The organism is Klebsiella sp. P1CD1 (genome assembly GCF_003790505.1).
GTDB classification, from domain to species: Bacteria; Pseudomonadota; Gammaproteobacteria; order Enterobacterales; family Enterobacteriaceae; genus Klebsiella; species Klebsiella variicola.
Window position 1 is genome coordinate 2279674 of the sequence record NZ_CP033631.1, and the last position, 24193, is coordinate 2303866.

General features: G+C 55.1%; 19 protein-coding genes and 1 pseudogene. 18 read left to right on the forward strand and 2 right to left on the reverse strand.

The window, feature by feature from the left end; genetic code table 11:
* Positions 1–2: 2 nt before the first annotated feature.
* Positions 3–542 carry a DUF2058 domain-containing protein gene (locus DTA24_RS11410; protein WP_012967804.1) on the reverse strand — a complete coding sequence of 180 codons (540 nt, stop codon included), beginning with the start codon at positions 540–542 and terminating at the stop codon, positions 3–5.
* 368 nt (positions 543–910) lie between these two features.
* Between DTA24_RS11410 and dgoR the strand changes: the two genes are divergently transcribed.
* The 6 genes from dgoR to DTA24_RS11440 all read left to right on the forward strand — a co-directional run bounded on the left by dgoR (position 911) and on the right by DTA24_RS11440 (position 6573).
* On the forward strand, positions 911–1600 hold the full coding sequence (gene dgoR, locus DTA24_RS11415; protein ID WP_022066201.1) for a D-galactonate utilization transcriptional regulator DgoR: 690 nt from the start codon (positions 911–913) through the stop codon (positions 1598–1600).
* Positions 1597–2514 (forward strand): 2-dehydro-3-deoxygalactonokinase, encoded by a 918-nt coding sequence (locus tag DTA24_RS11420; RefSeq protein ID WP_064180429.1) that lies wholly within the window; start codon positions 1597–1599, stop codon positions 2512–2514. The genes dgoR and DTA24_RS11420 overlap by 4 nt, the downstream gene beginning before the upstream one ends.
* The gene (locus DTA24_RS11425; RefSeq protein WP_023340379.1) at positions 2459–3076 is read left to right on the forward strand and encodes a 2-dehydro-3-deoxy-6-phosphogalactonate aldolase; all 618 of its coding nucleotides are present in this window, start codon (positions 2459–2461) and stop codon (positions 3074–3076) included. The genes DTA24_RS11420 and DTA24_RS11425 overlap by 56 nt, the downstream gene beginning before the upstream one ends.
* The gene (dgoD, locus tag DTA24_RS11430; RefSeq protein WP_023322864.1) at positions 3073–4221 is read left to right on the forward strand and encodes a galactonate dehydratase; all 1149 of its coding nucleotides are present in this window, start codon (positions 3073–3075) and stop codon (positions 4219–4221) included. The genes DTA24_RS11425 and dgoD overlap by 4 nt, the downstream gene beginning before the upstream one ends.
* 94 nt (positions 4222–4315) lie before the next feature.
* On the forward strand, positions 4316–5629 hold the full coding sequence (locus DTA24_RS11435) for an MFS transporter (RefSeq protein ID WP_043875087.1): 1314 nt from the start codon (positions 4316–4318) through the stop codon (positions 5627–5629).
* The gene (locus DTA24_RS11440) at positions 5626–6573 is read left to right on the forward strand and encodes a 2-hydroxyacid dehydrogenase (RefSeq protein ID WP_012967808.1); all 948 of its coding nucleotides are present in this window, start codon (positions 5626–5628) and stop codon (positions 6571–6573) included. The genes DTA24_RS11435 and DTA24_RS11440 overlap by 4 nt, the downstream gene beginning before the upstream one ends.
* A 57-nt stretch (positions 6574–6630) precedes the next feature.
* Here DTA24_RS11440 and DTA24_RS11445 read toward each other — a convergent pair whose 3' ends face one another.
* On the reverse strand, positions 6631–6960 hold the full coding sequence (locus DTA24_RS11445) for a gamma-glutamylcyclotransferase family protein (RefSeq protein WP_008804357.1): 330 nt from the start codon (positions 6958–6960) through the stop codon (positions 6631–6633).
* A gap of 632 nt (positions 6961–7592) precedes the next feature.
* On the opposite strand from DTA24_RS11445, the gene tssK reads away from it, so the two are divergent.
* From tssK to tssF, 12 genes and pseudogenes are all read left to right on the forward strand, one after another.
* A complete protein-coding gene (gene tssK / locus DTA24_RS11455; protein WP_123836828.1) occupies positions 7593–8933 on the forward strand; it encodes a type VI secretion system baseplate subunit TssK in 1341 nt (446 codons plus the stop codon).
* Positions 8930–9583 (forward strand): type VI secretion system protein TssL, short form, encoded by a 654-nt coding sequence (gene tssL, locus DTA24_RS11460; RefSeq protein ID WP_012541320.1) that lies wholly within the window; start codon positions 8930–8932, stop codon positions 9581–9583. Before tssK ends, tssL begins: the two co-directional genes overlap by 4 nt.
* Positions 9584–9586: 3 nt before the next feature.
* Positions 9587–11284, forward strand: a complete 1698-nt coding sequence (locus tag DTA24_RS11465) for an OmpA family protein (RefSeq protein WP_123836829.1) — start codon at positions 9587–9589, stop codon at positions 11282–11284.
* A gap of 186 nt (positions 11285–11470) precedes the next feature.
* Positions 11471–11595, forward strand: a pseudogene (locus DTA24_RS28110) (hypothetical protein).
* Positions 11596–11745: 150 nt separating this feature from the next.
* Positions 11746–14373, forward strand: coding sequence for a type VI secretion system Vgr family protein (locus tag DTA24_RS11470; RefSeq protein ID WP_123836830.1), 2628 nt, complete (start codon positions 11746–11748; stop codon positions 14371–14373).
* A gap of 2 nt (positions 14374–14375) precedes the next feature.
* Positions 14376–16430 (forward strand): peptidoglycan DD-metalloendopeptidase family protein, encoded by a 2055-nt coding sequence (locus DTA24_RS11475; RefSeq protein WP_123836831.1) that lies wholly within the window; start codon positions 14376–14378, stop codon positions 16428–16430.
* Between the two features lie 14 nt (positions 16431–16444).
* Positions 16445–17341, forward strand: coding sequence for a hypothetical protein (locus tag DTA24_RS11480; protein WP_164481327.1), 897 nt, complete (start codon positions 16445–16447; stop codon positions 17339–17341).
* 25 nt (positions 17342–17366) lie between these two features.
* Positions 17367–17624: a PAAR domain-containing protein gene (locus tag DTA24_RS11485; RefSeq protein WP_071787515.1), complete on the forward strand. Its 258-nt coding sequence runs from the start codon at positions 17367–17369 to the stop codon at positions 17622–17624.
* A gap of 4 nt (positions 17625–17628) precedes the next feature.
* Positions 17629–18303, forward strand: a complete 675-nt coding sequence (locus tag DTA24_RS28820; RefSeq protein WP_227523394.1) for a hypothetical protein — start codon at positions 17629–17631, stop codon at positions 18301–18303.
* Positions 18304–18337: 34 nt separating this feature from the next.
* Positions 18338–18841 (forward strand): hypothetical protein, encoded by a 504-nt coding sequence (locus tag DTA24_RS28825; protein WP_227508089.1) that lies wholly within the window; start codon positions 18338–18340, stop codon positions 18839–18841.
* A 117-nt stretch (positions 18842–18958) separates the two neighbouring features.
* The gene (locus DTA24_RS11495; RefSeq protein ID WP_206060572.1) at positions 18959–22273 is read left to right on the forward strand and encodes an ImcF-related family protein; all 3315 of its coding nucleotides are present in this window, start codon (positions 18959–18961) and stop codon (positions 22271–22273) included.
* A gap of 134 nt (positions 22274–22407) precedes the next feature.
* Positions 22408–24171 (forward strand): type VI secretion system baseplate subunit TssF, encoded by a 1764-nt coding sequence (tssF, locus tag DTA24_RS11500; RefSeq protein ID WP_023340369.1) that lies wholly within the window; start codon positions 22408–22410, stop codon positions 24169–24171.
* Positions 24172–24193: the final 22 nt, after the last annotated feature.

Here is a 24193-nt window from a genome sequence, read left to right on the forward strand (position 1 = left end):
GGTTACCACATCAGATCGTCGGGCACCTTAAAGTCGGCGTACGGATCGTCTTCATCCTGCTCATCCTGACTCAGGGCGCTGTGCAACACGATGCTGCTGGCGTCGCGCTGGGCGATTTTCTCGGCCACCACCGCCGGAATAATCGCGTATTCACCTTCGGGCTTGTTATCCACCGCCAGGCGGGCAATCGCCAGACGGCCGTTAATCAGCTGGGTCTGGGTGGTCTTGTCGACCATGATTTTTTTGATCAGATTATTATCGGTGAAGTTAAAGCCGATATCGCCCCGGGCGACCGTAATGCGGTTCATCTCGATCAACTGCTTCACCTGGGCTTTATACTCTTTCGCCAGCACCGCCTGCTTTTGCTGCTCGCTGAGCTGCTTATCGCGCTCCAGCTGAGCTTTTTTATTTTCTTCCACCGCTTCCCGGGCCTCACGGGCCTGAACGCGGGATTTTTTTGCCGTCCTCTGGACTTTAGCCATTTTTTTGCTGCTGACCAGGCCGGCTTTGAGCATCTGCTCTTGTAAGGTGAGTTTTGTCATCTGCGTGTCTGAAACTGAGGAAACATCTGCCAAGTATACCTGCATTGGCCGAAACGACGCCAGACTACCCACCGTTCGTTACCCCGATTAGCCTGCCAGCCCCCCGCCGAAGCCGCGTTAACCCAGCCTCGCAGGCCCATCTTTCCCGTCCCCGGCGAAGGATCATCGCCACCATTTTTGGCATGCCGACGATCCTTTTTTGTGATGGATTGTCTTTTTTGTGATCTGGATTGTAGTACAATTTTTATTAATAGTACTACTATGTGTCACAGGCAAGGATGAACAGGTTCACGTTTGTACTACCAGACTGGGTGGAAATGCGCTAAACGGAGTAAAGTAACCGGGCATAACCCCGTTAAGGACACGCTATGAACCTGACTAAAACCGATCGGCTGATGGTGACCCTGGGCCGCCAGATTGTGAGCGGCAAATATCTTCCCGGCGCGGCGCTGCCGGCGGAGGCTGACCTGTGCGAGGAGTTTGCCACCTCCCGCAACATCATCCGCGAAGTCTTTCGCTCGCTGGAGGCGAAGCGCTTGATTGAGATGAAACGCTATCGCGGCGCCTTCGTCGCGCCGCGCAGCCAGTGGAATTTCCTCGACAGCGACGTATTGCAATGGGCGCTGGAACAGGATGAAGACCCGGGGCTCATCGCGGCGATGAGCGAAGTGCGTAATCTGGTGGAGCCGGCGATAGCCCGCTGGGCGGCAGAGCGGGCCACCTCCAGCGATCTGGCGCAGATTGAGGCGGCGCTGAATGACATGATCGCCAACAACCAGCAGCGCGATGCCTTTAATGAAGCCGACATTCGCTATCACGAAGCGGTGCTGGCGTCAGTGCATAACCCGGTGCTGCAGCAGCTCAGCGTGGCGATTAGCTCGCTGCAGCGCGCGATATTTGAACGGACCTGGATGGGGGATGAGGCCAACATGCCGCAAACGCTCCAGGAACATAAAGCGCTGTTCGATGCGATTCGCCATCAGGACAGCAACGCGGCAGAGCAGGCGGCGCTCACCATGATCGCCAGCTCGACACGAAGACTGAAGGAAATCACATGACATCTCGCTACATCGCTGTTGACTGGGGATCGACCAATTTTCGCGCCTGGCTGTTTGAGGGCGAACGCTGCCTCGACAGCCGACAGTCGGCGGCGGGGATCGCCCGCCTGAACGGTCAATCGCCGGCAGCGGTGTTAGCGACACAAATCCATGGCTGGCGCGAGGGGCGTACCCCGGTGGTCATGGCGGGAATGGTAGGCAGCAACGTGGGCTGGAAGAACGCGCCCTATTTACCGCTTCCCGCCGATTTCACGGCCATTGGCGACCAGTTGACCGCCGTAGATGAAGGGATCTGGATTGTCCCCGGGCTTTGCACTTCCCGCGAAGACCACCACAACGTCATGCGCGGCGAAGAGACACAGCTCCTCGGCGCACGCCTGCTGGCCCCTGCGGCGGTGTACGTCATGCCCGGCACCCATTGCAAATGGGTCAAAACCGACGGCCGGCGGATTGAGGACTTTCGCACGGTGATGACCGGCGAACTGCACCATCTGCTGCTGACGCACTCCCTGATCGGTGCGGGATTACCCGAGCAGCAGGCTGCGCCGGCGGCGTTTCACGCCGGGCTGGCGCGCGGCCTGGCCGCGCCCGCGGTGTTGCCACAGCTTTTTGAGACCCGCGCCGCGCACCTGTTGGGGGCGCTGGCCCGGGAGCAGGTGAGCGAGTATCTATCCGGCCTGTTAATTGGCGCGGAGGTGGCCAGCATGCGCGCCTTCATTGCCGACGAACAGGCTATCGCGATCGTTGCCGGCCCGTCCCTCTCCGCGCGCTATCAGCAGGCATTTCAGCTGCTGGGCCGCCAGGTGACGACAGTGTCGGGCGACGATGCCTTTCTGGCTGGTATAAGGAGCATCGTACATGCAGTGGCAAACCTCACTTCCGCTGATCGCTATTCTGCGCGGCATCACCCCTGACGAGGCGCTGGCGCACGTCGGCGCGGCGATCGCCGCCGGGTTCGACACCGTGGAGATCCCGCTCAATTCACCGCAATGGCAGCAGAGCATCCCGGCCGTGGTCGAGGCCTACGGCGCGCAGGCGCTGATTGGCGCCGGAACGGTGCTGCAGGAAGCGCAGGTCGATCGGCTGGCGCAGCTTGGGGCGCGGCTGGTGGTGACCCCCAATGTGCAGCCGGCGGTGATCCGCCGGGCCGTCGGGCACGGAATGACCGTCTGCGCCGGCTGCGCGACGGCAAGCGAGGCGTTTACCGCGCTGGAGGCCGGGGCGCAGGCGCTGAAGATTTTTCCCTCTTCGGCGTTTGGCCCCGACTACATCAGGGCGCTGAAAGCGGTTTTGCCCGCGTCGGTGCCGGTATTTGCGGTCGGCGGCGTCACGCCGGAAAACCTGGCGCAATGGATCGAGGCCGGTTGTGCGGGCGCGGGGCTGGGCAGCGATCTCTATCGCGCCGGTCAGCCGGTAACGCGGACCGCAGAGCAGGCCGCCGCATTTGTTAGGGCGTATCAAGAGGCTGTGAAATGAAAATAACCAAACTGACCACCTGGCGTTTACCCCCGCGCTGGATGTTCCTCAAGATTGAAACCGACGAGGGGATAGTCGGCTGGGGCGAGCCGATCGTCGAAGGCCGGGCGCGCACCGTGGAGGCGGCGGTACATGAGCTGGGGGACTATCTGATTGGCCAGGATCCGGCGCGGATCAACGATCTGTGGCAGGTCATGTACCGCGCCGGCTTTTATCGCGGCGGACCGATCCTGATGAGCGCGATCGCCGGTATTGACCAGGCGCTGTGGGACATCAAAGGGAAGGCGTTAAATGCGCCGGTCTGGCAGCTGCTGGGCGGCCTGGTGCGCGATAAAATCAAAGCCTACAGCTGGGTAGGAGGAGACAGGCCTGCCGAGGTCATTGCCGGGATTAAGACGCTGCGCGGGATGGGGTTTGATACCTTCAAACTCAACGGCTGTCAGGAAATGGGGATGATTGACAGTTCGCGCACGGTGGATGCGGCGGTGAACACGGTGGCGCAGATCCGCGAAGCATTTGGCAACGACATTGAATTTGGCCTCGATTTTCATGGCCGCGTCAGCGCGCCGATGGCGAAACTGCTGATTAAAGAGCTGGAACCCTATCGGCCGCTGTTTATCGAAGAGCCGGTGCTGGCCGAGCAGGCGGAGTACTACCCGCGGCTGGCGGCGCAAACCGCGATCCCGCTGGCCGCCGGTGAGCGCATGTTCTCGCGCTTTGAGTTCAAGCGGGTGCTGGAGGCCGGCGGGCTGGCTATTCTGCAGCCCGATCTCTCTCACGCCGGCGGCATCACCGAATGCTTCAAAATCGCCGGTATGGCGGAAGCGGCGGACGTGTCGCTGGCTCCGCACTGCCCGTTAGGCCCCATCGCGCTGGCCGCCTGTCTGCACGTGGACTTTGTTTCCTACAACGCTGTCTTCCAGGAGCAGAGCATGGGGATCCACTATAACCAGGGCGCCGAGTTACTCGACTTCGTGAAAAACAAAGCCGATTTCAATATGGAGGGTGGGTACTTTAAGCCGTTAATGAAGCCGGGGCTGGGGGTCGACATCGACGAAGAGAAAGTGATCGAGATGAGCCGACGCGCTCCTGACTGGCGGAACCCCGTCTGGCGCCTTGCCGATGGCGTGGTCGCCGAGTGGTAGTCCCCGGTTAATACCTGCTGCGATTCTTAATATCAATCTTTGCCTGGCGCGGGCGGTCTTCCCCTGCCCGAGGCAAAGTCATGGGGTTATTATTATGAGCATTGAACTCTGTACTTCTACATTAAAAAAGCTAAACAGCAAAATCATCCCCTTTATTATTATCTGCTATTTTGTCGCCAATCTTGATAAAACCAATATTTCCATTGCCGCGCTGCAAATGAACGCCGATCTGGGATTAACGGCCAGCATGTACGGCCTTGGGGTCGGCATGTTTTATATTTCCTATATTATTTTCGAAATTCCCAGCAACCTGATCATGACCCGGGTGGGGGCGCGGATCTGGATCGCCAGAATAATGATCACCTGGGGAATGGTGAGCGCCGGCATGGCGTTCGTCCAGACGCCGACCCAGCTTTATATTATGCGTTTTTTACTCGGCATGGCGGAGGCGGGATTCACCCCAGGGATTATTTACTATATCTCCTGCTGGTTTCCGAAGCGCAACCGGGCGCGGGCGATGTCGTTCTTTTATATGGGATCGGTGCTGGCGTCGATCATCGGGCTGCCCGTCTCGGGGCTGATTTTAAATATGCATGGCATTGCCGATGTCGCCGGCTGGCGCTGGTTGTTCGCCATTGAAGGGGTTCCCGCCATCGTGCTGGGGGCGCTGGTGCTCTGGCTGCTACCTTCCAGCCCGCAAAAGGCGGCCTGGCTCTCTGAGGCGGAGAAAGGCTGGCTGACGGCGCAGATTGCCGCTGATAACCGCGGCGCGGTAGTTAATCAACACGCCTCCTGGTTCAGTGCGCTGAAAAATAAAGTGGTACTCCTGCTGAGTCTGGTCTGGTTTCTGCAGGCGTTCGGCTCCATCGGCATCACGCTTTTCTTACCGCTGATCCTCAAAAGTATGGCCAGCGAGCAGAGCGATGTGGTTATTAGTCTGCTGTCCGCGGTGCCGTTTATTTTCGCCTGCCTGTTTATGTACCTCAATGGCCGTCATTCGGATCTGACCGGCGAGCGGGCGTGGCATATGGGGCTGCCGCTGATTCTGGCCGGTCTCTCGCTGGCTGTCGCCATCTATGCCGGCAACCTGCTGGTTGCCTATCTGCTGCTGGTGCTCACCGTGGGCTTTAATTTCGCGCTAACGCCGGTGTTCTGGGCGGTGACCACCGAGAAGCTGGCGGGCGTGGCGGCCGCGGCCTCCATTGCATTTATCAACACCATCGCCAATTTTGTCGGCTTAGGCTTGCCGCCGCTGCTCGGGAAGATTAAGGACCTGACCAACAGCTATCACTCCGGACTGCTGATCGTCGCCGTGGCGCTGGCCCTTGGCGGGATTATCGGCATCATCGTCTCCCGGAGCGGCCAGAAACCCTCCGCCTTCCACACTCTGAAAGAAGATAAGCTATGAAACTGAACGTGTTAAAACAGGCGTCGCTCCCGGATGCCCTGACTGCGGAACTGGCGCGACGCTATCACCTCGTGGAGCTGACCGCACTCACTGACGCCGACTTTCGCGCGCTGGCCGGCACCTTTACCGTGCTCATCACCAACGGCGAAGCCACCGTGACGCGAGCGCTGATCGCCAGCCTGCCCGCGCTGGAGCTGATCGCCGTCTTTGGCGTCGGCTATGACGGCGTGGATGTGCAGGCGGCTGCAGAGCACCAGGTGCGGGTCAGCCATACGCCGGGGGTGTTAACCGACGATGTGGCGGATCTGGCGCTGGGCCTGATGCTGGCGACCTCGCGGCAGATCGTCGCCGCCCACAAGTTTATCGAAGCGGGCGAGTGGGCGGCGGGCGGTTTTCCGTGGACGCAAAAAGTCTCCGGTTCGCGGGTCGGCATCGTGGGCATGGGGCGCATCGGCCAGGCCATCGCCCGGCGCTGCGAGGGGTTCGCCATGCAGATTGCTTATCATGACCGCAAGCGTCTCCCGGCGCTAAATTATGCCTGGCGGGAAGATCTGCTGACCCTGGCCGCGGAGAGTGATTTTCTGGTTATCTGCACGCCGGGAACGGCGGCAAACCAGGGGCTCATTAACCAGCCGGTGCTGGCGGCGCTGGGGGAGAAAGGGATCCTCATCAATATCTCGCGCGGCAGCGTGATTGATGAGCCCGCGCTGGTTGCCGCGCTGGAGAGCGGGATTATCGCCGGGGCGGGGCTGGATGTCTTCAGCCATGAACCGGCGGTACCGGCCGGGCTGCTGCAGCGCAGTAATGTGGTCGTCACACCGCATATGGCCAGCGCCACCTGGAGTACCCGCGCGGCGATGGCGCAACTGGTGCTCGATAACGTTGCCTGCTGGGCTGAGAAGAAGGCGCTGGTGACTCCAGTGGCGGAAAGCCTGGCGGACTGACCGCAAAGCCGTGAACGCGCTGGGCTGCTGTATTGTATAGCGCGTTCGCGGCGGGGATTACTCCCGGGGCTGAAGCTGATAAATCCAGGCGCTGACCTGTTGTCCATCGTCGGTGGTCACCTCCACCGGCACCCGATCGTACCCCTCCTCAAAGTCGTCCAGCATGGGCCAGTGCGCCGCCAGACGATCGGACAGGAACAGATAGCCGTTGACCCGTGGGCCGTGAGCGTTGAGGACGATCCCCGGAAAATCGGCGGCTGCGCCCCAGCCGCGCGCGTAAAAGGTGCCAGTGACGTAGCCGGGACGCCACTCGCCCCCGATCGCCTCCAGAATGTGCGCATTGCTGCGACCGGGACAGAGCGTCCCATAGACAAATAGCGGTTTCATTTTCTCTCTCTCGTTCGCCCTGATACCCGCCCACAGCGGAGCGGAAAACCAAAATACGGCGTAATTCAGCGCCTGACAATGGCCGGGTGGGGCGGGGCACTCCTCCGGGCATCTCTCTGATGCTGGGGAAAGCTTTGGCCTCGGCGCTAATGAAGGTATATCGATCGCGATGATATTTTTATTATTATTTATATTTAAGATCAATATAAATAATCCTGACGGAGGGATTAATTCGCTAATTAACACTCAATGGGGAAATAATAAAACGATAGCTTATGGAATATTCCTTCTCAATGGATTAAACAAGAGCCATAAAAGCAGTCGTAGGTTGAATTCAGATATTATTTAGGGCCAGGCGTTACCTCCCCTGGCTTTTTCGCTTTATGATAAACCTCCCTTGTACAAAGAATACCATCTGACTTCGAAACCCTCGCGGGCAGAGTTGATATTTCCTTTCCCTGAAGCGGCAGGCAATAAATCGAGCCGAACGACGTTCGGGAGAAAAACCGCTAGTGATGAACAGGCCAGAGCAAAGGCAGAGGCTGAGGCGAACGTACGGCGGATGAAGGATATCCGACCGGGCATTTGGTCCTGTCTGCAGACAGATGAAAGCGAAAGGCACAGGAGGTGCAATGAAGATTTTCCGCCCATTATGGCGCGACGGGGCTTTTCTGGTCCCGCAGCAGTTTCAGCAACAGGCCCGCTGGGATGCGCACGTCGCGGATACGGTCTCCCGCATGGCGCTCGCCCACCCGTGGGGGGTCTTGCGCGCGGAGTTTGACGCCAGCGCGCTCACCCTTTCCCGGCTCAACGCCACCCGGCTGATCGTGCGTTTCGCCGACGGAACGCTGATTGACACCGAGCTGGCGGATACTCTGCCACCGGTCCGTGATGTCTCGGGCGTGATGCTGGACAGCGTGGAGGTTGTGCTTGCTCTGCCGCTGCTCAGCGCCAGCGGCGGCAATCTTGATGACGGCCAGGAGAGCGCCCGCCCGCGCCGCTGGCGCGCCGAGCAGGTGACCGTGCAGGAGCTGGCCGGCCATGAACGCAGCGAGCTGGCCGTCCTGCGGCACGCGCTGACGCTGCGTCTCTCCACCGAAGAAAACGCGGCCTTCCTCACCTGCCCGGTAGCGCGTCTGGTACGCGACGCCCAGGGGCAGTGGATCGTTGACCCGGAATTCATACCGCCGCTGCTGTCGCTGGCGGCAAGCCCGACGCTGGTCAGTGAGCTGGGCGAGCTGTTACATCGCCTGCAGGCCCGACGCAGACGCCTGATGGCCATGCGCCGTGAAAGTAATGCGCGAATGGCTGATTTTGCCGTGGCGGATGTTTCCCTGTTCTGGCTGCTCAACGCGCTGAACAGCGCCGAGCCGGTGCTCAGCGAGCTGCATCAGGACCCTTCGCGCCATCCGGAGCTGCTCTATCGCGAACTGACCAGGCTGGCCGGCAGTCTGATTACCTTCTCCCTTGAACATCATCTGGAAGCTATCCCCCGCTACCGGCATGCCTCGCCGGAGCAGGTATTCCCGCCGCTGTTTGCCCTGCTGGATACGCTGCTCGAAGTCAGCCTGCCCTCAAGGGTGATCGCCATCGCTCTGGAGCAGGGAGCCGACCGGGAGATCTGGCGGGGCAGGCTGCACGATGCGCGACTGCGCGAGGGGGCGGATTTTTATCTGTCGGTGCGCTCTTCACTCCCCCCTCACCAGCTACAGAGCCGCTTTCCGCAGCTTTGTAAGGCGGGTAGCCATGATGATGTCGCTGAGGTCGTCAATATTGCCCTCAGCGGCATCGCGATCAAACCGCTGAGCCACGTGCCAGCGGCCATTCCGCTACGTCTGGAAAACCAATATTTCGCTCTGGATCTCTCCACCGATGCCGCCCGCGCGATGCTGGAGGCCGGCAACTGCACCTTCTATACCCCGGAATCGCTTGGCGACGTGAAACTTGAACTCTTTGCGGTACTGCGCTCATGAATACCTCTGAAAGCGATCTGATCAACAAAACTTTTTACCCGGGCTGGCTGATGGTCAGCCAGTTACGCTGCGGCCAGCCGGTGACCGATGGCGAGGCGCTCTATCGTCAGGCCTGTCGATGGGTGACCGAGGCGCGCGAGGCGCTGACGGCGGCAGGAATCAGTGACACCAGCGCTGAACAGATGCTCTATGCCTACTGCGCGCTGCTCGATGAGAGCGTCCTCAACCGCGCCAGTCAGGATGATGGCTACCGCAGGTGGCGCAAGGATCCGCTGCAGGCGCGCTTTTTCAGCACTCTCAACGCCGGGGAAGAGCTCTGGGAACGGATCCGCCAGCTGCTGCGAGAGCCCACGGCGGATGCGGCGGTGCTGACTTGTTTCTATCGTACTTTGCAACTGGGATTTGTCGGGCAGTACCGCGCCCAGGATGACGAACGGCGTGAGGACGTGGCGCATGCGCTTGGCGCACGGGTCCCGCCGTTCAGCCTGACCCAGGAGGCGCCGGTGGTGGTTCGTGCCTCCCGGCTGCGCAGCGGACGGCGGATGTACTGGTGCGGCTGGGCGGTTGGCATTGTGGCGCTGGCCGCGCTGTGGTTGACCTTCTCCGCCGTGCTGTCACAGATGGTGGCGAAGATAGCAGGGCAGGGATAAGAGATGCGTGATAACGCCCGTCGTCTGCTTACGCTACTGACCGTCATCCTGGCCCTGTGGCTGGTGCTGGGCTTCTGGCCGCTGTCCATCGGCAACCAGGTGATCGTCAGTCTGTGCATCCTGCTGGTGGGCGGCGCGGCGCTCTGGCGTCAGCGTCGCCGGGCAGTCAGCCGTCAGCGATCGGAAATCGTCCTGCCGCCCGAGGATTTTCAGGGGGCGGTGGTTCTGGTCTGCGGGGATACCGACAGTCTGTTTCCCGGGCGTTCGGCGCACTGCGAAACCCGTCACGGCTGGTATCTACGGGGAGACAGCGCGGAGCAGTTGCCGCGGCTGGCGCAGTACCTGGCGGCGGCGCGTCCGGCGCTGGTATCGCAGGTTTCCGTGCTGCTGGCGGTGGTACCGGAGCACCACCCCTCCGGGGAGCAACTGGCGCAGTCGCTACGCGACTGGCGGCGGAGTATCGTTCAGTGCCGAACCTGGCTAAACGGTCTGCCGCTGGTGTGGAGCGTGTTCTGGGTGACGCCACCAGGCGGCCAGGCAGGGGAAAGCCGCTGGTTTACCGTCACGCCGGAGAGGCCTAGTCTCCAGGTGCAGCAGAAGGGGCAAGCGCCCCAGTCGGTTGCCGAGTGGCAGCGGGAGGGGAGCCCTGATTCACGCCTGTATCAGACGCTGTGGCTGGAGAGCATTCTGACCTTGGCCGAAAACGCTCTTTTCCGGCCATTCCGCGCCCGGCAGGCGGAACTTCCTCCGCTGAGCCTGTGTGCCGCGGGCATCTGCCTGACACCGGTGGCGGCGGTGGCAAATAACCTCTGGCAACAGCAAATCGCCGGGATCACCACGCTCTCCCCGGGCAACGCCGCGGCGCCAGGTCCTCACCCGCTGCCGGATCTTCTTCTGTCGTCACTGCCGCACCGCCACGGGGTCAGCCGCCGGATGCGCGATGCCGGTCTTGCCGCTGGCGTGGGCTTCCTCTTTCTGGCGCTGGCGATGCTGGCTTCCTTTATCAACAACCAGAGCCTGGTGCGCAGCGTCGGCGATCATCTGGCGGTGTACTACCGCCTCAGCGGCACGCCGCCGATGCCGAAGCTGCAGGCGCAGCAGCGTCTGCGTACCGACAGCCGCCAGCTGGATGACTGGCTGCGCCGGGGAGAGCCGTTGCGTTACCGGCTGGGGCTGTATCAGGGGATGCGGCTGATCCCCTTCGTGGAAGCCGCTATCAATGCCTGGGCGCCGCCCCTGCCGCCGCGTCCGGTCATTAAGCAGGTTGTGCAGGGGCCGCAGACGATCCGCCTCGATAGCATGGCGCTGTTCGATACCGGCAAATCGACGCTGAAACCAGGTTCGACAAAGCTGCTGGTGAACTCGCTGCTGGGCATTAAGGCGAAACCCGGCTGGCTGATCGTGGTGGCAGGCCATACCGACAGCATCGGCAACGATAGATCCAATCAACAGCTCTCCCTGAAGCGTGCCGAGGCGGTCCGCGACTGGATGCGCGATACCGGCGATGTGCCGGAGAGCTGTTTTGCGGTGCAGGGCTACGGCGCAAGTCGTCCTGTCGCCAGCAACGAGACGCCAGAGGGGCGGGCGCAAAATCGCCGGGTGGAGATCAGTCTGGTCCCGCAGAAGGACGCCTGTCTGACGCCGGGCACGGCTAATACGTCAGGAGCCGGGGCTGACGCCTTAAAAAACGAAACCGAGTAACCCGCGAACCCGATCGCGGACGTTGAACAACAACATTATGCCTGCCTGACCCTGTGCGCTACGGGTTCCTGATAAACAGGAAACAGCGATGGGCGGTAGCGTGCCTGCAGCCAGTCAATCTTGTCGGCAAAGCGGGGCCTCTGCGGGGATGAAGCGCAGGAAAGGGGATGGATAAAGGAGATCAGCATGGATAGCGCTAAGGACAGTGCCAGAGAAATGCTGGCGGCGATAAACGTTGAAGGTTCCGGTTTCTGGCTGCTTTTTTTATTTCTCAGTCAGTGAATATAAATATCTCTGGGGTTTCCTTTTAGTTATGAAATTCCTGGTGGGGTATCTGAGATATCGATATGCACATAAATATATTTATGATGAATGAGATGATTATCATTAAAAAAAATTAAACAGTGCATCCTGTTAATTGATTTTTGGTGGTCATTACTGCGGAGTAAAACAGGAATATAATGGATACCTTTTCAATGATTACCGGCACCACCCTTAACCGTTACCAGCTGGATATTCCTTCATGTACCGCATCGCTGGATGTGGAAGAATTCAGTGGTGCAGAAAAGCTGAGTGAACTTTATTATTACACCATTACGTTTACCAGCGCAGAGAAAAACATCGATGCCGCACAGCTCCTGAGCAAACCCGCCATGCTGACGATGGGCGGCGGCGCACTGCAGCAGTTGGCGGACTGCAAACGCGTCCATGGTGTGATTACCACCTTCCGGCGCGTCAATCGTTCTGAAGATCAGTCGACCTATCAGATAACCCTCCAGCCGTTTCTCTTCCTGCTGGATAAACAGTTTCGTAGCCATCGTTTTTTCGTGAATAAATCGGTACCGGAGGTGGTGGAGCAGGTATTGCAGGAACATCACCTGCATGACTGGGAGTATGAGTTTAATCTCAAGCAACACTATCCGCGGCGCGAGCAAATTAATCAGTATCAGGAGAGCGACCTGGCATTTATCCAGCGCCTGCTGGCAGAGGTGGGGATATTTTATTTCTTCACCCTGCAGGAAGAGGCCCAGAGCGAAGTGGTCCACTTCGCCGACGCGCAGCGGGCGCTGATGTTCGATAAGACACTCCCTGTAAACAGCCCGTCCGGGATGAGCGACAGCGGTACGGAATCGATATGGGGTCTGAACATCACGCGTAACGTCGTAGAGGCGAACGTCACTACCCGGGATTATAACCCCCGCGATGCGCAGAGCGTTCTCCAGTCGGCAACAGCGGATATGACCCGGGGAAATGGGGAAGGCATCACTTACGGTGAGGTATACCACTATAAGCTTCGCCACCTGGAGCGTGGCGATAAAATCGACCCGCAGACGGAGACCGCCAACTTCTATGCCCGTCTCGACCATGAGCGTTTTCTGGCTCACCAGACGCTTATTACCGCGAGCAGTACTGCAGCCTGGCTGGCGCCGGCCCAGGTGCTGACCGTTACCGACAGCCTCCCACCGACCCTGCCTGCGCCCGTGCAGGATCCGCTGTTAATCACCGGCACAGGTTTTACCGCCAGCCGCCGGGAGGCACTGCGGGTGTCCCTGCTGGCGGTGCCCTACAGCGAAACATTGTGCTGGCGTCCGCCGCTGCTGCCGCGCCCGAAGGTGACTGGCACCATGACGGCGCGGGTGACCAGCGCGAAGGCGAATGATATCTACGCCTGGCAGGATGCGTCCGGCCTGTACCGGGTGAAATTTGACGCTGACAGAGAGGTTAAAGGGCAGGGTCAGGAAAGCATGCCGGTGCGTCTCGCCAAACCCTACGGCGGCGACGTGTACGGCTTTCACTTCCCGCTGATCCAGGGCACGGAGGTGGCGATTGCTTTCCACGAAGGCGATCCTGACCGGCCGTATATTGCGCATGCGCTGCACGACTCGCGGCATGTCGACCCTGTGACGGAGAAAAACAGCACCCGCAATGTGATTCGTACTCCGGCCAATAATAAGCTGCGAATGGAGGATAAGCGCGGCGAGGAGCATATCAAGCTCAGCACCGAGTACGGCGGCAAGACGCAGCTGAATTTAGGACATAACGTTGATGCCAGCCGCAAGCTTAGGGGGGAAGGGTTTGAACTGCGTACCGATTCGTGGGGAGGGATCCGGGCGGGGAAAGGGATATTCATTACTGCGGACAGCCAGACTGAGGCACAAGGGAAAGTGCTGGATATGGCTGCGGTACATTCCTTGTTGACGCAAGCCGTTAGTCAAATGGAGTCTCTTTCACAGGCAGCATCAGCAGCAAAAGCACAGCTCTTGCAATATGAGCAACAACAGGCACTGATGGAAGAGAAGTTACTTGCGCTAAAGCGGGCTGTATTACTGATGAGTGCACCAGAAGGTATTGCTTTAGCCAGTGGAAGTCATCTTCAGGCAGTTGCAAGCGAAAATATTTATATGACTGCAGGGCAAAATGTTGAACTGGGAGCAAAGAAAAATATTACTCTTGCCGCTTCTGAAAAAATATCAATCTTTACCGAAACTGAGGGCATAGAAGCTATTGTAGCCAAAGGCGATCTAATATCACAGGCTCAGTCAGGAAATATTGAAGTAATAGCTAAGCAAAATATTTCACTGACCAGTACAACAGAGGGTATGACTTTTACAGCGGCAAAAACTTTAACGTTTAACTGTGCTGGCGGGGCATACATTCGCCTGTCCGGAGGAAACATCGAGTTAGGCTGCCCTGGTGATATTATGATGAAGCAAAGTAAGCTTCTCTACAGTGGCCCAGCTTCTATGCAGTCAAATATTCCAGAACTTCCTGATAGTGGTCCACAGTCAATGAGTTTTATGCTGTTAGATGCTCTTGGTAATGCTGCGCCATCTACTATGAAAGTGAGTCTTTTTGATAGTGAATCAAAAGAACAAATATGGAACTCTGCTTTTAATGATGGAGAGTCAGGTTGTTTTGAACAGCCTGAAAGTAAAAATTTTCATGCAATAATTGGCGATGATAAATGGACGAGCCTTTTTTCTTATAACGATGAGCATGATATTGAGGATGAGACTGATGATGACCTGGATTTCGATGAACATGGTCCGCAATATGATGGTGAATTAAACGAACAAGATAAGGAATAGCCATGGAACAGTATACAGTTCAGAAGGGTGACAGCCTGTGGAAAATCAGTCGTAAATTCGGAATTGATGTTAATGAACTGGCCAATATTAACGGTCTTCTCACTAAAGCAGAGCAGCATATTATCCAGCCCGGTCAGGTATTGAGTTTACCATCAAAAGACAAAGTTTATGATGCTCAATTGACTTTGAGGATTTGCGATCTCGTCTGGCGCCCGCTTGGAGATGCAAAACTCAGACTCACTTTTGATGGTAAGACGTGTGATTACGTAACAGACAGCACTGGTGTTGTCGCTGGTCTGCTTATTGAAGACCGCACCAAAGGTATAAAGGTTGAACTGCAACATTTAAATAAAAAAGAATACATTCTGATTGCAGACCATAAAAAATTGCCGCTGGGAACGTTAAGTTTGCGGATATCATCCAGGGAAATGATAATAAAAGGGAGTACCAGAGTTAAACAAGGTACCCAACAATCGAGCAAACAACAGGAAAAAGAAAAGGCGAAACAGAGAAATGACTCATCTGCTTCCGGCCCATCAGAAAGTAGAACAGCGGAAAGCCCGACACCTTCTGTAAATCAAACCACGAGAACCGAAGGTGGTGCTCCCACCAGTGTGAGTAATATTGGTAATGTCAGTGAAGGGTTACGCCTTCCTCCAGAGGCAGAACAATATCGAGATTATATCATTGAAACAGCTAAAAAATATGAATTCCAGCCAGAGGGACTTGCTGCATTAATTTATGCAGAGTCAAGATGGAAAGCAAATGCGACCAATCCTACTGGTTCTGGAGCGGTAGGGTTAGGACAGTTTAAACCTGATACATGGTTATCTTACTGCACTAAACCTGAATCCAAGGTTTATCAGTTTATAACAGAAAAATACTCATACCAAAAATTAATATATAGAGATAATAAGCTTTTTGGCGAGTCAGTTGACGGAACTATAACGGAAATCGATACAGATACTGTTTTATCTTTACGGGTTAATGCAGAATACAATATTGATATGATTGGATTGTATGATCGAAAAGGGATTGACTCACTTAGTTTAAAGTTATCAGCAGTTAGTGCTCTTGAATCAGATGAATTAGTTAAAATAGCTTACCTTGTTCATATGAATGGGGCATTTGGCGCATATGACATTATTATGAATGGGAAGGAAACTCCTGGAAAAGGCGAAAAAATCCCGACTAATATTGTTTTCTATAACCGACTAATTGGTAATTTAAAAGATAATGAGATGATAATTAGGTATTATTCTATTGATAGTACATGGAGGACCGCTTTTGTTGCATGGATGGTCAATTATTTCGATTCAATTATCGTACCTGATCATTACCGAATTGAACCGAAGATGAAAAATTACTCCACCAAAGATATTATTCAGAAACTTAATTCTACGTACATTCTAAATACGGATTTACCTCCAGTAACTATTATGAATTCGCAGCCAAGAAGTACCCCATCAAATTCGCAGCCAAGAAATACCCCATCTCCTTCTGTAAACGTTGAGGGGAATACATGGAGTAATCCACTTTCTGTTTGCCGGATTCGTACTCATGCTCTTCCTCGAGTCCGTAGTGCTACTTTTAAGGGATGGAGAACTCGCTCTAATGGACGTCGTTATCAACACCAGGGCTTGGATATAGAAGCTGCGCCAAATACACCAATATTTTCAGTAGCAGATGGTCGCATCGCTTTTATAATTGATCCTCCTCGTAGTGATTATGGCAGACAGTTGTGTATTATTGTTCAGGTTGACGATCTTCCACTAGAGAAGGCGTTGCTTTGTAGATGTAATGATAGTGAAATTAGTGAGGTTTATTTTTTCTACGCCCATCTGTCTGCAATTCATTCTGGTTTAGAGAGGGGAGACCATGTACGTTGTGGTGAATTATTGGGAGAAACTGGTTGCACAGGTAATGCCAATGGAATGACCAGTATAGCTTTAGGTGCTCATCTCCATTTTGAAGTTAGAGTAAAAGAGAGACCTGGTCCTGGTATAGCAAACAGGCTTGATCCTGCTCCTTTCATCGATGGGTTTAATTATCCTTAATAAGAAAATGAGAAATGAGAATTTTTATTAAATATTCTTTCATGTCGCTTTTATTTTTAGAAGCGGCAAGCTTACAAATCTGTTATGCGTCAGATAAGTCAGTATCCAGCGTCAACTCGGATACAAATTCCATGACATTCTCGGAGATTTTTTCAAGACAGGAACAACAACGTGTTGATGAGGAATATCGCGGTGATTATCGTAATTACAAAAATAAGCAAAATAATTTACCTGATTCTCAGAGGAGCAAAGTTTTTTCAAGTAATGAATATTGGTTGGTAAATAAAGAACAGGATCTATGGCTTGGCTTGTTTGATGGAAAAAATATCAAAGTGCCAGCAAACTATTACAAGGACATTCCTAATGGTGGGTATCATCAACAACGAATATTAAGAGTTAAAAGAAAGGGTAAAATTTCACAATTTCTATTGCAACGTGAAACTAATAATTACCCATCTAAATGTCTCAGTGTAATAAATAATATAGTTTTTGACTCTTCATTATATACATATTTTTACTCTGGATGTGCTAGTTTTAGTTTTGAACCTAACTCAACCCGCCATAGCATATTATATGATATTTTACTATATGATAAAATATATGATGCGATAATTGTGCTTGATTCAATACCTTATTCAACTCCTGAAGATCTTAAATATATAAAAGAATCTTTGGTGTCAATAAATGGATACTATCGGTATGATGCGCTTGACGTTGCATTTAGAATAATCGCAAAAGATCAGACCGTTATTGTTGACCCTGACACAGGCAAAGCTATACCTAAAGTACCAAAAACTGATGACAATGGGAAAAGCATCTTGATTAATGGAAAGCCAGTAATGGTTGATGACCCTGATGGCTATAATCCTGTCATTTTAAAAAGACTTCCTGAAGTTACTATTGCCAATTAATATATCAGACTGGATAAATGAGAATATGAAAAAAACTATTTGTGTAGGTGATAAAACATCTCATGGTGGATCTGTCTTAACGGGCTCATCTCAGATAATCATTGATGGTAAATCTGTGGCACGTAAGTCTGATCTGGTCTCATGTCCAACACACGGTGTAAATAGTATAAGTGAGGGAGATGAAAAACATTGCGATAACGGGTTAGCTGTTGCGTTAGAAGGGCATCGCTGTTCATGTGGCGCTATTCTTATTTCCACCGGTTCGCGTGTTTTAAAGGAATGAATTTATGCCAGTAAATATTTTTGATATTCCTTCGGAAGAGAAAACATCCCAAAAAACATTATCATTATGGGTTGAATTCGGAATTTGTGTTTGTATTCTTGCTGTATATGTATGTGTTTTTTTGGTTTATTTTCCTGAGTATTTATCAAAAAATAATTATGCTTTCTGGTCTGAGTTATTGCTGGTGCCGCTACTCTTAAGCGGGGCTGTATTTTTCTTCAGAGTTATAATATGGAATAATGAGAATATCGAAACAGTTTACTGGAATAAAACTCGCCTGGATTATTATCAGGAGTTGCTTCAAAAAGGAAGGGCCTATCTTGAGGTCATTGAGTTACAGGTCAGATTGCCTGATTTAAATGGTGGTGTGACTAATATCATAGAGGGGGATTTATTGCCTGTTCGCTATGCACCAAAGTTAACGCATATGTCCAGATATCTTAGTTTTAATTCCCCAATAAATGAATTAAATAGCATTCATCAAATACAGGATAGAAATGCTATTTTATTTAATAAAATAATGGGATTTCTAATTAATGATATCCATATGCATATAACCCTTTTGCCTAAATATGTTAGGGTAAAAGTGATATGCGCTCTTAATGATAATTTAAAACCTCTGATGGAAAAGATTTGGCAAGAACGACTTGATAATATATATCCGGGGGGGGGATATTGAGTTTAGTAGAAACTTATCTGAATCCATCGATAACTTGCTGGATAGCTCTTCTGATGAATATATAGTTCTTATTGCCGCCAGTTTTTATGGCGCAGAATTACTTGACGATGAAATCGACGATAAATCTGAATCTGTGATGTTTTTGTTGGGAAGACTGAGAAATGATGGTGAGACTGTTGGTCACTCATCTTTAGGGGCTTTTTTTCGACCAGAATGTGATTGGGTAGGAATAGATAAATCGCTCCTTTGGGGAAGGGTTAATGAAGGGAGGCGGCTATCTGGTGTTATATATTCTGGGTTGAATGAAGAAGAGCTTAAAAAAGTGGTGTTAAAAACAACAGATGTAATGTCGGAAAGTGCACTTTCGTCGTATATATACGTTGATTCAGACAACTATTTATGTAAATGCCCGCCTCTTACCGAGTTTTTGCAATTGAGTTATGTAAATGAGCATCTTCCCCCAGGACAGTATTTATTGGTAAATAAAAATAATGATGTTTTGAACTCTCATTTGTTTAACTCGGTTGCCAGTGTTTAGAGGTTTATTATAACATGAAGAAAATCCTTATTAAATTTTCTGGCGTTTTTTTTTGTCGTTATTATTACTGTTATTTTGTTTCTACTATATTACCTGTGGGGACCATCCCTGGGATTGATGGAACCAGCAGAAAAATTTCGGGTGCTCTGTACTATTTTCGCAGTTCCTGTTTTCCTCTCTTTGTTGCTAGTCAGTCGGTACTCACTTGTTGCGTTTGCATCAAGATTGCGTTTTTTCCGTAAGTTAAATGATAAACAGAATACTTGGTCAAACAATAGTGCTCATTTGAAACAGGTAGACATAAGTAAAAAGATAATAAACGACGTACAACAAGTTCTGCGACATACTTACGGTCATTTCTGGCATAGCAAAGTCCGCATCCTGCTGATGACCGGCTCAGTCAGTGATGTGGAACAACTGGCCCCAAAACTCACCAGGGAACTCTGGCAGGAAGACCGGGGGACTGTGCTGCTGTGGGGTGGCGATCCTGCGACTCCGGCCGATGCAGGCTGGCTGGCTGCGTTGCGTAAACTGCGCCGCCGTGCGGTGGACGGAATGGTCTGGGTGACCTCAGCGCTGGACGGTATGCCGGCAACGGAAAACAGCGCAACCTCAGGTCTCACGCCAGATGCAATGGATAGCGTGTCTCATGCTTTAAAGCTTCGCTATGAGGCTCTGGGCTGGAAGCTGCCACTGTACGTCTGGTCGCTGCATCCACGCGCCGGAGAACAGGCCGGGCGCGTCACCCAGCCAGTGGGGTGCCTGTTGCCTGCGAATTGTTCACCGCAGACGCTCGCCGGACAGCTTACCGGGCTGATACCGCAGCTGACCGCGCAAGGCATACAGCAGGTCTGCGGTCAGCCACAGCACAATTTTTTACTCACGCTGGCCGATCAGTTGACCCGTAAACCGGAAACGGTGACGGAGCCGTTATCGGTATTGCTTAATCCTTACCGCCCGCAGCCGCTGGCCGGAGTGGTGTTCAGCGCGCCGTCGGCGGAGGCCGGCCGCAGCATCAGCCATCACTGGGGCCGGGATAACAGCTGGGATATTCTGCCGGACAGGATGACGGAATTACCCGCAGGTCTACGTCCGCGCAAACAGGGAGTCAACTGGATGCGTGGGATGAGCGTGGCCGCTGCTGCCCTGATGTTACTCTGGGCCGCCTCAATGACAGTCTCTTTTATCGCCAACCGCCACCTGGTGGCGACCGCACAGCAGCAGGTGCAGCAGGCCTCGGCGGGAAAACAGCCGCTGGCCGTACGCCTGCATGCGCTCTCCGCGTTACAGAAAACGTTTTCTAAACTGGAATACCGCTCGCAGCACGGCGCGCCGTGGTATGCCCGCGCTGGCCTCAGTCAGAACGATGACCTGCTGGCGGCGCTGTTTCCGCGCTACGGAGAGAGGGCGCAGCCGCTGCTGCGCGATGCGGCGGCGCGTCATCTGGAAGAGCAGCTCACCGCCTTCGTACAGCTGCCGCCGGACAGCCCGCTGCGTGAGAAGATGACGAAGACCGCTTACGACCAGTTGAAACTGTACCTGATGCTGGCCCGCCCGGAGAGAATGGATGCTGCGTGGTTTGCGGGAGCGTTGATGCGCGAGTGGTCGCAGCGCTCAGGCATCGCCGACGCCGTCTGGCAGGGCAGCGGCCCTTCGCTGCTGGCATTTTATGCCGCCAGCCTGGCATCGCATCCGCAGTGGCGTCTGCATACCGACGACGTGCTGGTCAGCCAGGTGCGCACACGGTTAATTCGCCAACTGGGCCAGCGCAACAGTGAGTCCACGCTTTATCAGAAGATGCTCGCGCAGGTGGCGAATCAGTATGCCGATATGCGCCTGGCGGATATGACTGCCGACACCGATGCTTCGCGTTTGTTCAGCACTGATGAGGTGGTGCCGGGAATGTTTACCCGTCAGGCCTGGGAGCAGGCCGTGCAGTCGGCCATTGAGAAAGTGGTCGCGGAACGCCGCGATGAAATGGACTGGGTGCTGAGCGACACGAAGCAAACTGCCGCGCAGTTGATGTCGCCGGAAACTCTGCGAGCCCGGCTGGCGGAGCGTTATTTCGCTGATTTTAGCGGCGCCTGGCTGGATTTTCTCAACTGCTTGCGCTGGCAGCGCGCGGCGACCCTCTCCGATGCCATTGACCAGCTGACCCTGATGGCCGATGTGCGCCAGTCGCCGCTGGTGGCGCTGATGAACACCCTGAGCGTGCAGGGGCGAACCGGCCAGACCGGGGAAGCCATCGCCGATTCGCTGGTCAAATCGGCAAAGCAACTGTTTAACCGTGATAACTCGCCCGCCATCGATCAACGGTCCGGCGCGCGCGGTCCTCTGGATGCCACCTTCGGACCCGTGCTGGCGCTGCTGGATAATCGCGACGGCGGGACGCCCACCAGCCGTCTTAGCCTGCAGACCTTCCTGACCCGCGTCACCCAGGTGCGTCTGCGCCTGCAGCAGGTCACCAACGCCACCGACCCGCAGGCGATGACCCGGTTGCTTGCGCAGACGGTGTTCCAGGGCAAGGCCGTGGATTTAACCGAAACGCGCGACTACGGCAGCCTGGTGGCGGCGGGACTGGGCCAGGAGTGGAGTGGTTTTGGGCAGACGCTGTTTGTTCACCCGATGGAGCAGGCCTGGCAGCAGGTATTGACCCCGGCGGCGGAAAGTCTCAACGCCCAGTGGCGCAGCGCGGTGGTGGAGGACTGGAATAGCGCTTTTGGCGGTCGCTACCCCTTTAAAAATACCAGCAGTGAAGTCTCTCTGCCGCTGCTGGCAAAATATCTTAATAGCGAGACCGGGCGCATCGCCCGCTTTCTGCAGACCCGGCTGAACGGTGTGCTGCATAAAGAGGGGAGCCGCTGGATGGCGGACAGTATCAATGCTCAGGGACTGACATTTAACCCGGCCTTTCTGCAGGCGATGAATACCCTGAGCCATCTCTCCGACGTCGCGTTCGCTAACGGCGAAGCGGGATTGCATTTTGCGCTACGCCCCGGCACGGCGGACGGTGTGATGCAGACGGAGCTGGTCATCGACAGTCAGAAACTTGTCTATATGAACCAGATGCCGGCCTGGCGGCGGTTCAGCTGGCCCGCCGACACCGAAGCGCCGGGCGCTAGTCTGAGCTGGATCAGTACCCGGGCGGGCACCCGCCAGTATGGCGATTTCCCGGGCGCCTGGGGGTGGATCCGACTGCTGGATAAGGCGGTAGTCAGCGCTTATCCCGGAACGAGCAGCAGCTGGAGCCTGAGCTGGAAAGCGCCGGATGGTCTGTTGCTGAACTACACGCTGCGTACCGAGGCGGGGGAAGGACCGCTGGCGCTGCTGTCTCTGCGAAACTTTACGCTACCGGAGACGATATTCAGCGTGCGCGCGCCTGCTGAGCGTGTTCCGCTGACCGACGATATACCCGGAGAAGAGGGATACTGAAACCGCCTCCCAGACTGATTGGCGTTGACCTGCAACGCCAGGCCTCCTTCGCTCATGGCCGCCCGACGGCCAACTAATCTGACCGCGCAGCCATGCTGCGTGTCTCCCTGTAGACGAATAATGGAATATTCATAATGGACGATTTAACCCTGCGATATTTTGACGCTGAAATGCGCTACCTGCGCGAGGCGGCAAAAGCGTTCGCGCAGGCTCACCCCGATCGGGCGGCGATGCTGGATCTCGATAAAGCCGGTACGCCGGACCCTTACGTTGAGCGCCTGTTTGAAGGCTTTGCCTTTTCCGTAGGTCGCTTGCGCGAAAAAATTGATGATGATCTGCCGGAGCTGACCGAGGGGCTGGTCAGCATGCTGTGGCCGCACTATTTGCGCACCATTCCATCGCTATCGATCGTGGCGCTGACCCCAACGCTGCCGGCGATGAAGATGGCGGAAACGGTGACCCCCGGGTTTGAGATTAGCTCCCGCCCACTGGGGCCGAAAAATACCGTGTGCCGGTACCGAACCACCCGCGATCTGACGCTTAATCCGCTGGCGATAGAGGAGGCGGTGATGACGGCGGAGCCGGACGGACGTTCGGTCCTGCGGCTACGCTTCGCCTGTAGCGAGCTGGCTGATTGGTCGCAGACCGATCTCCGCCGCCTGTCGCTGTACCTGGGAGAAGACGCCGTTACCGGCAGCGCCCTCCATCTGTGGCTGACCCGACGCCAGGCCGCGCTGTACCTGCGCCTGCCGGGTCAGACAGAGCGGATAAGCCTCGACGGCTATTTTTCCCCGGGGGGATTCAGCGAGGAGGATCGTTTATGGCCGAAGGGGGAGAGCGCTTTCAGCGGCTATCAGTTGCTGCTCGAGTATTTCACCTTTCGCGAAAAATTTATGTTCGTGCAGCTAAATGGCCTGGAAAACATCACCCTGCCGGCGGGGATATCGCATTTCACGCTTGAGGTGGTGTTCAGCGAGGTCTGGCAAAGCGATTTACCCGTCAGCGCAAGCAGCCTGCGCCTGCACTGTGTGCCGGTGATTAACCTGTTTACCCTCGAGGCCGATCCGTTGACCATCTGCGGGCTGGAGAGCGAATACCTCCTGCGTCCGAAGCGCCTGCAGGACGGGCATACCGAAATCTATTCTGTCGACAGCGTGACCGGCTCCGGGCGCACCGGGGAGGCGCGCTATGTGCCTTTCACCCGCTTTCGTCACCAGGGGGGAATGATGCGTCGCCATGCGCCGGAGCGCTACTACCACACCCGCGTCAAACGGGGCGTCACCGGCATGCACGATACCTGGCTTATCCTCGGCGGACAGCAATGGGAGGCTGACCGGGCGCTGGCGCGGGAAACGGTCTCCTTGCGCATCACCGGCACTAACGGCCAGCTGCCGCGCCGGGCGCTACAGAGCACGCTGCTGGATCGCTGTGAGTCGATATCAGCCACGCCGCTTACCGTCCGCAATCTCTGTAAGCCCACATTGCCGGTATATCCCCCGACGGAAGACCGCTACCACTGGCGGGTCATGAGCCATCTGGGCACCCGTTTTCTCAATATGATGAGCAGCGCCGAGGTACTGCGCGGTACGCTGTCGCTCTACAACTGGCGGGAGGATGAGCTCAATAACCGTCGTCTGGACGCTATTCTGGCGGTCAGCCATCACCGAATTCAGCGTTTCGAACAGGGATTCCTGCTGCGCGGGCTGGATATCGAAGTGACTCTCGACGGTAGCGGATTTACCGGCGCGGGCGATGTCCACCTGTTTGGCGACATGCTCAACCGCTTTTTCGCACTGTATGCCGATATGAATCAGTTCAACCAGCTGACGCTCATTGTTCAACCTGAAGGGAAATGTATCCGGTGGAAAGAGAATCACAGTCTGCGCCTGCCCGGCTGATGGCTCAGCTCCGGCCTCAGTT

Coding starts and splice junctions, on each gene's coding strand:
- dgoR (WP_022066201.1), top strand. CDS start 911: ATGAACCTGACTAAAACCGATCGGCTGATGGTGACCCTGGGCCGCCAG.
- tssL (WP_012541320.1), top strand. CDS start 8,930: ATGAATACCTCTGAAAGCGATCTGATCAACAAAACTTTTTACCCGGGC.
- DTA24_RS11445 (WP_008804357.1), bottom strand. CDS start 6,960: ATGAAACCGCTATTTGTCTATGGGACGCTCTGTCCCGGTCGCAGCAAT.
- DTA24_RS11495 (WP_206060572.1), top strand. CDS start 18,959: ATGGAACCAGCAGAAAAATTTCGGGTGCTCTGTACTATTTTCGCAGTT.
- tssK (WP_123836828.1), top strand. CDS start 7,593: ATGAAGATTTTCCGCCCATTATGGCGCGACGGGGCTTTTCTGGTCCCG.
- DTA24_RS11485 (WP_071787515.1), top strand. CDS start 17,367: ATGAAAAAAACTATTTGTGTAGGTGATAAAACATCTCATGGTGGATCT.
- DTA24_RS11475 (WP_123836831.1), top strand. CDS start 14,376: ATGGAACAGTATACAGTTCAGAAGGGTGACAGCCTGTGGAAAATCAGT.
- DTA24_RS11410 (WP_012967804.1), bottom strand. CDS start 542: ATGACAAAACTCACCTTACAAGAGCAGATGCTCAAAGCCGGCCTGGTC.
- tssF (WP_023340369.1), top strand. CDS start 22,408: ATGGACGATTTAACCCTGCGATATTTTGACGCTGAAATGCGCTACCTG.
- DTA24_RS11480 (WP_164481327.1), top strand. CDS start 16,445: ATGAGAATTTTTATTAAATATTCTTTCATGTCGCTTTTATTTTTAGAA.
- DTA24_RS11440 (WP_012967808.1), top strand. CDS start 5,626: ATGAAACTGAACGTGTTAAAACAGGCGTCGCTCCCGGATGCCCTGACT.
- dgoD (WP_023322864.1), top strand. CDS start 3,073: ATGAAAATAACCAAACTGACCACCTGGCGTTTACCCCCGCGCTGGATG.
- DTA24_RS28820 (WP_227523394.1), top strand. CDS start 17,629: ATGCCAGTAAATATTTTTGATATTCCTTCGGAAGAGAAAACATCCCAA.
- DTA24_RS11465 (WP_123836829.1), top strand. CDS start 9,587: ATGCGTGATAACGCCCGTCGTCTGCTTACGCTACTGACCGTCATCCTG.
- DTA24_RS11425 (WP_023340379.1), top strand. CDS start 2,459: ATGCAGTGGCAAACCTCACTTCCGCTGATCGCTATTCTGCGCGGCATC.
- DTA24_RS11470 (WP_123836830.1), top strand. CDS start 11,746: ATGGATACCTTTTCAATGATTACCGGCACCACCCTTAACCGTTACCAG.
- DTA24_RS11435 (WP_043875087.1), top strand. CDS start 4,316: ATGAGCATTGAACTCTGTACTTCTACATTAAAAAAGCTAAACAGCAAA.
- DTA24_RS11420 (WP_064180429.1), top strand. CDS start 1,597: ATGACATCTCGCTACATCGCTGTTGACTGGGGATCGACCAATTTTCGC.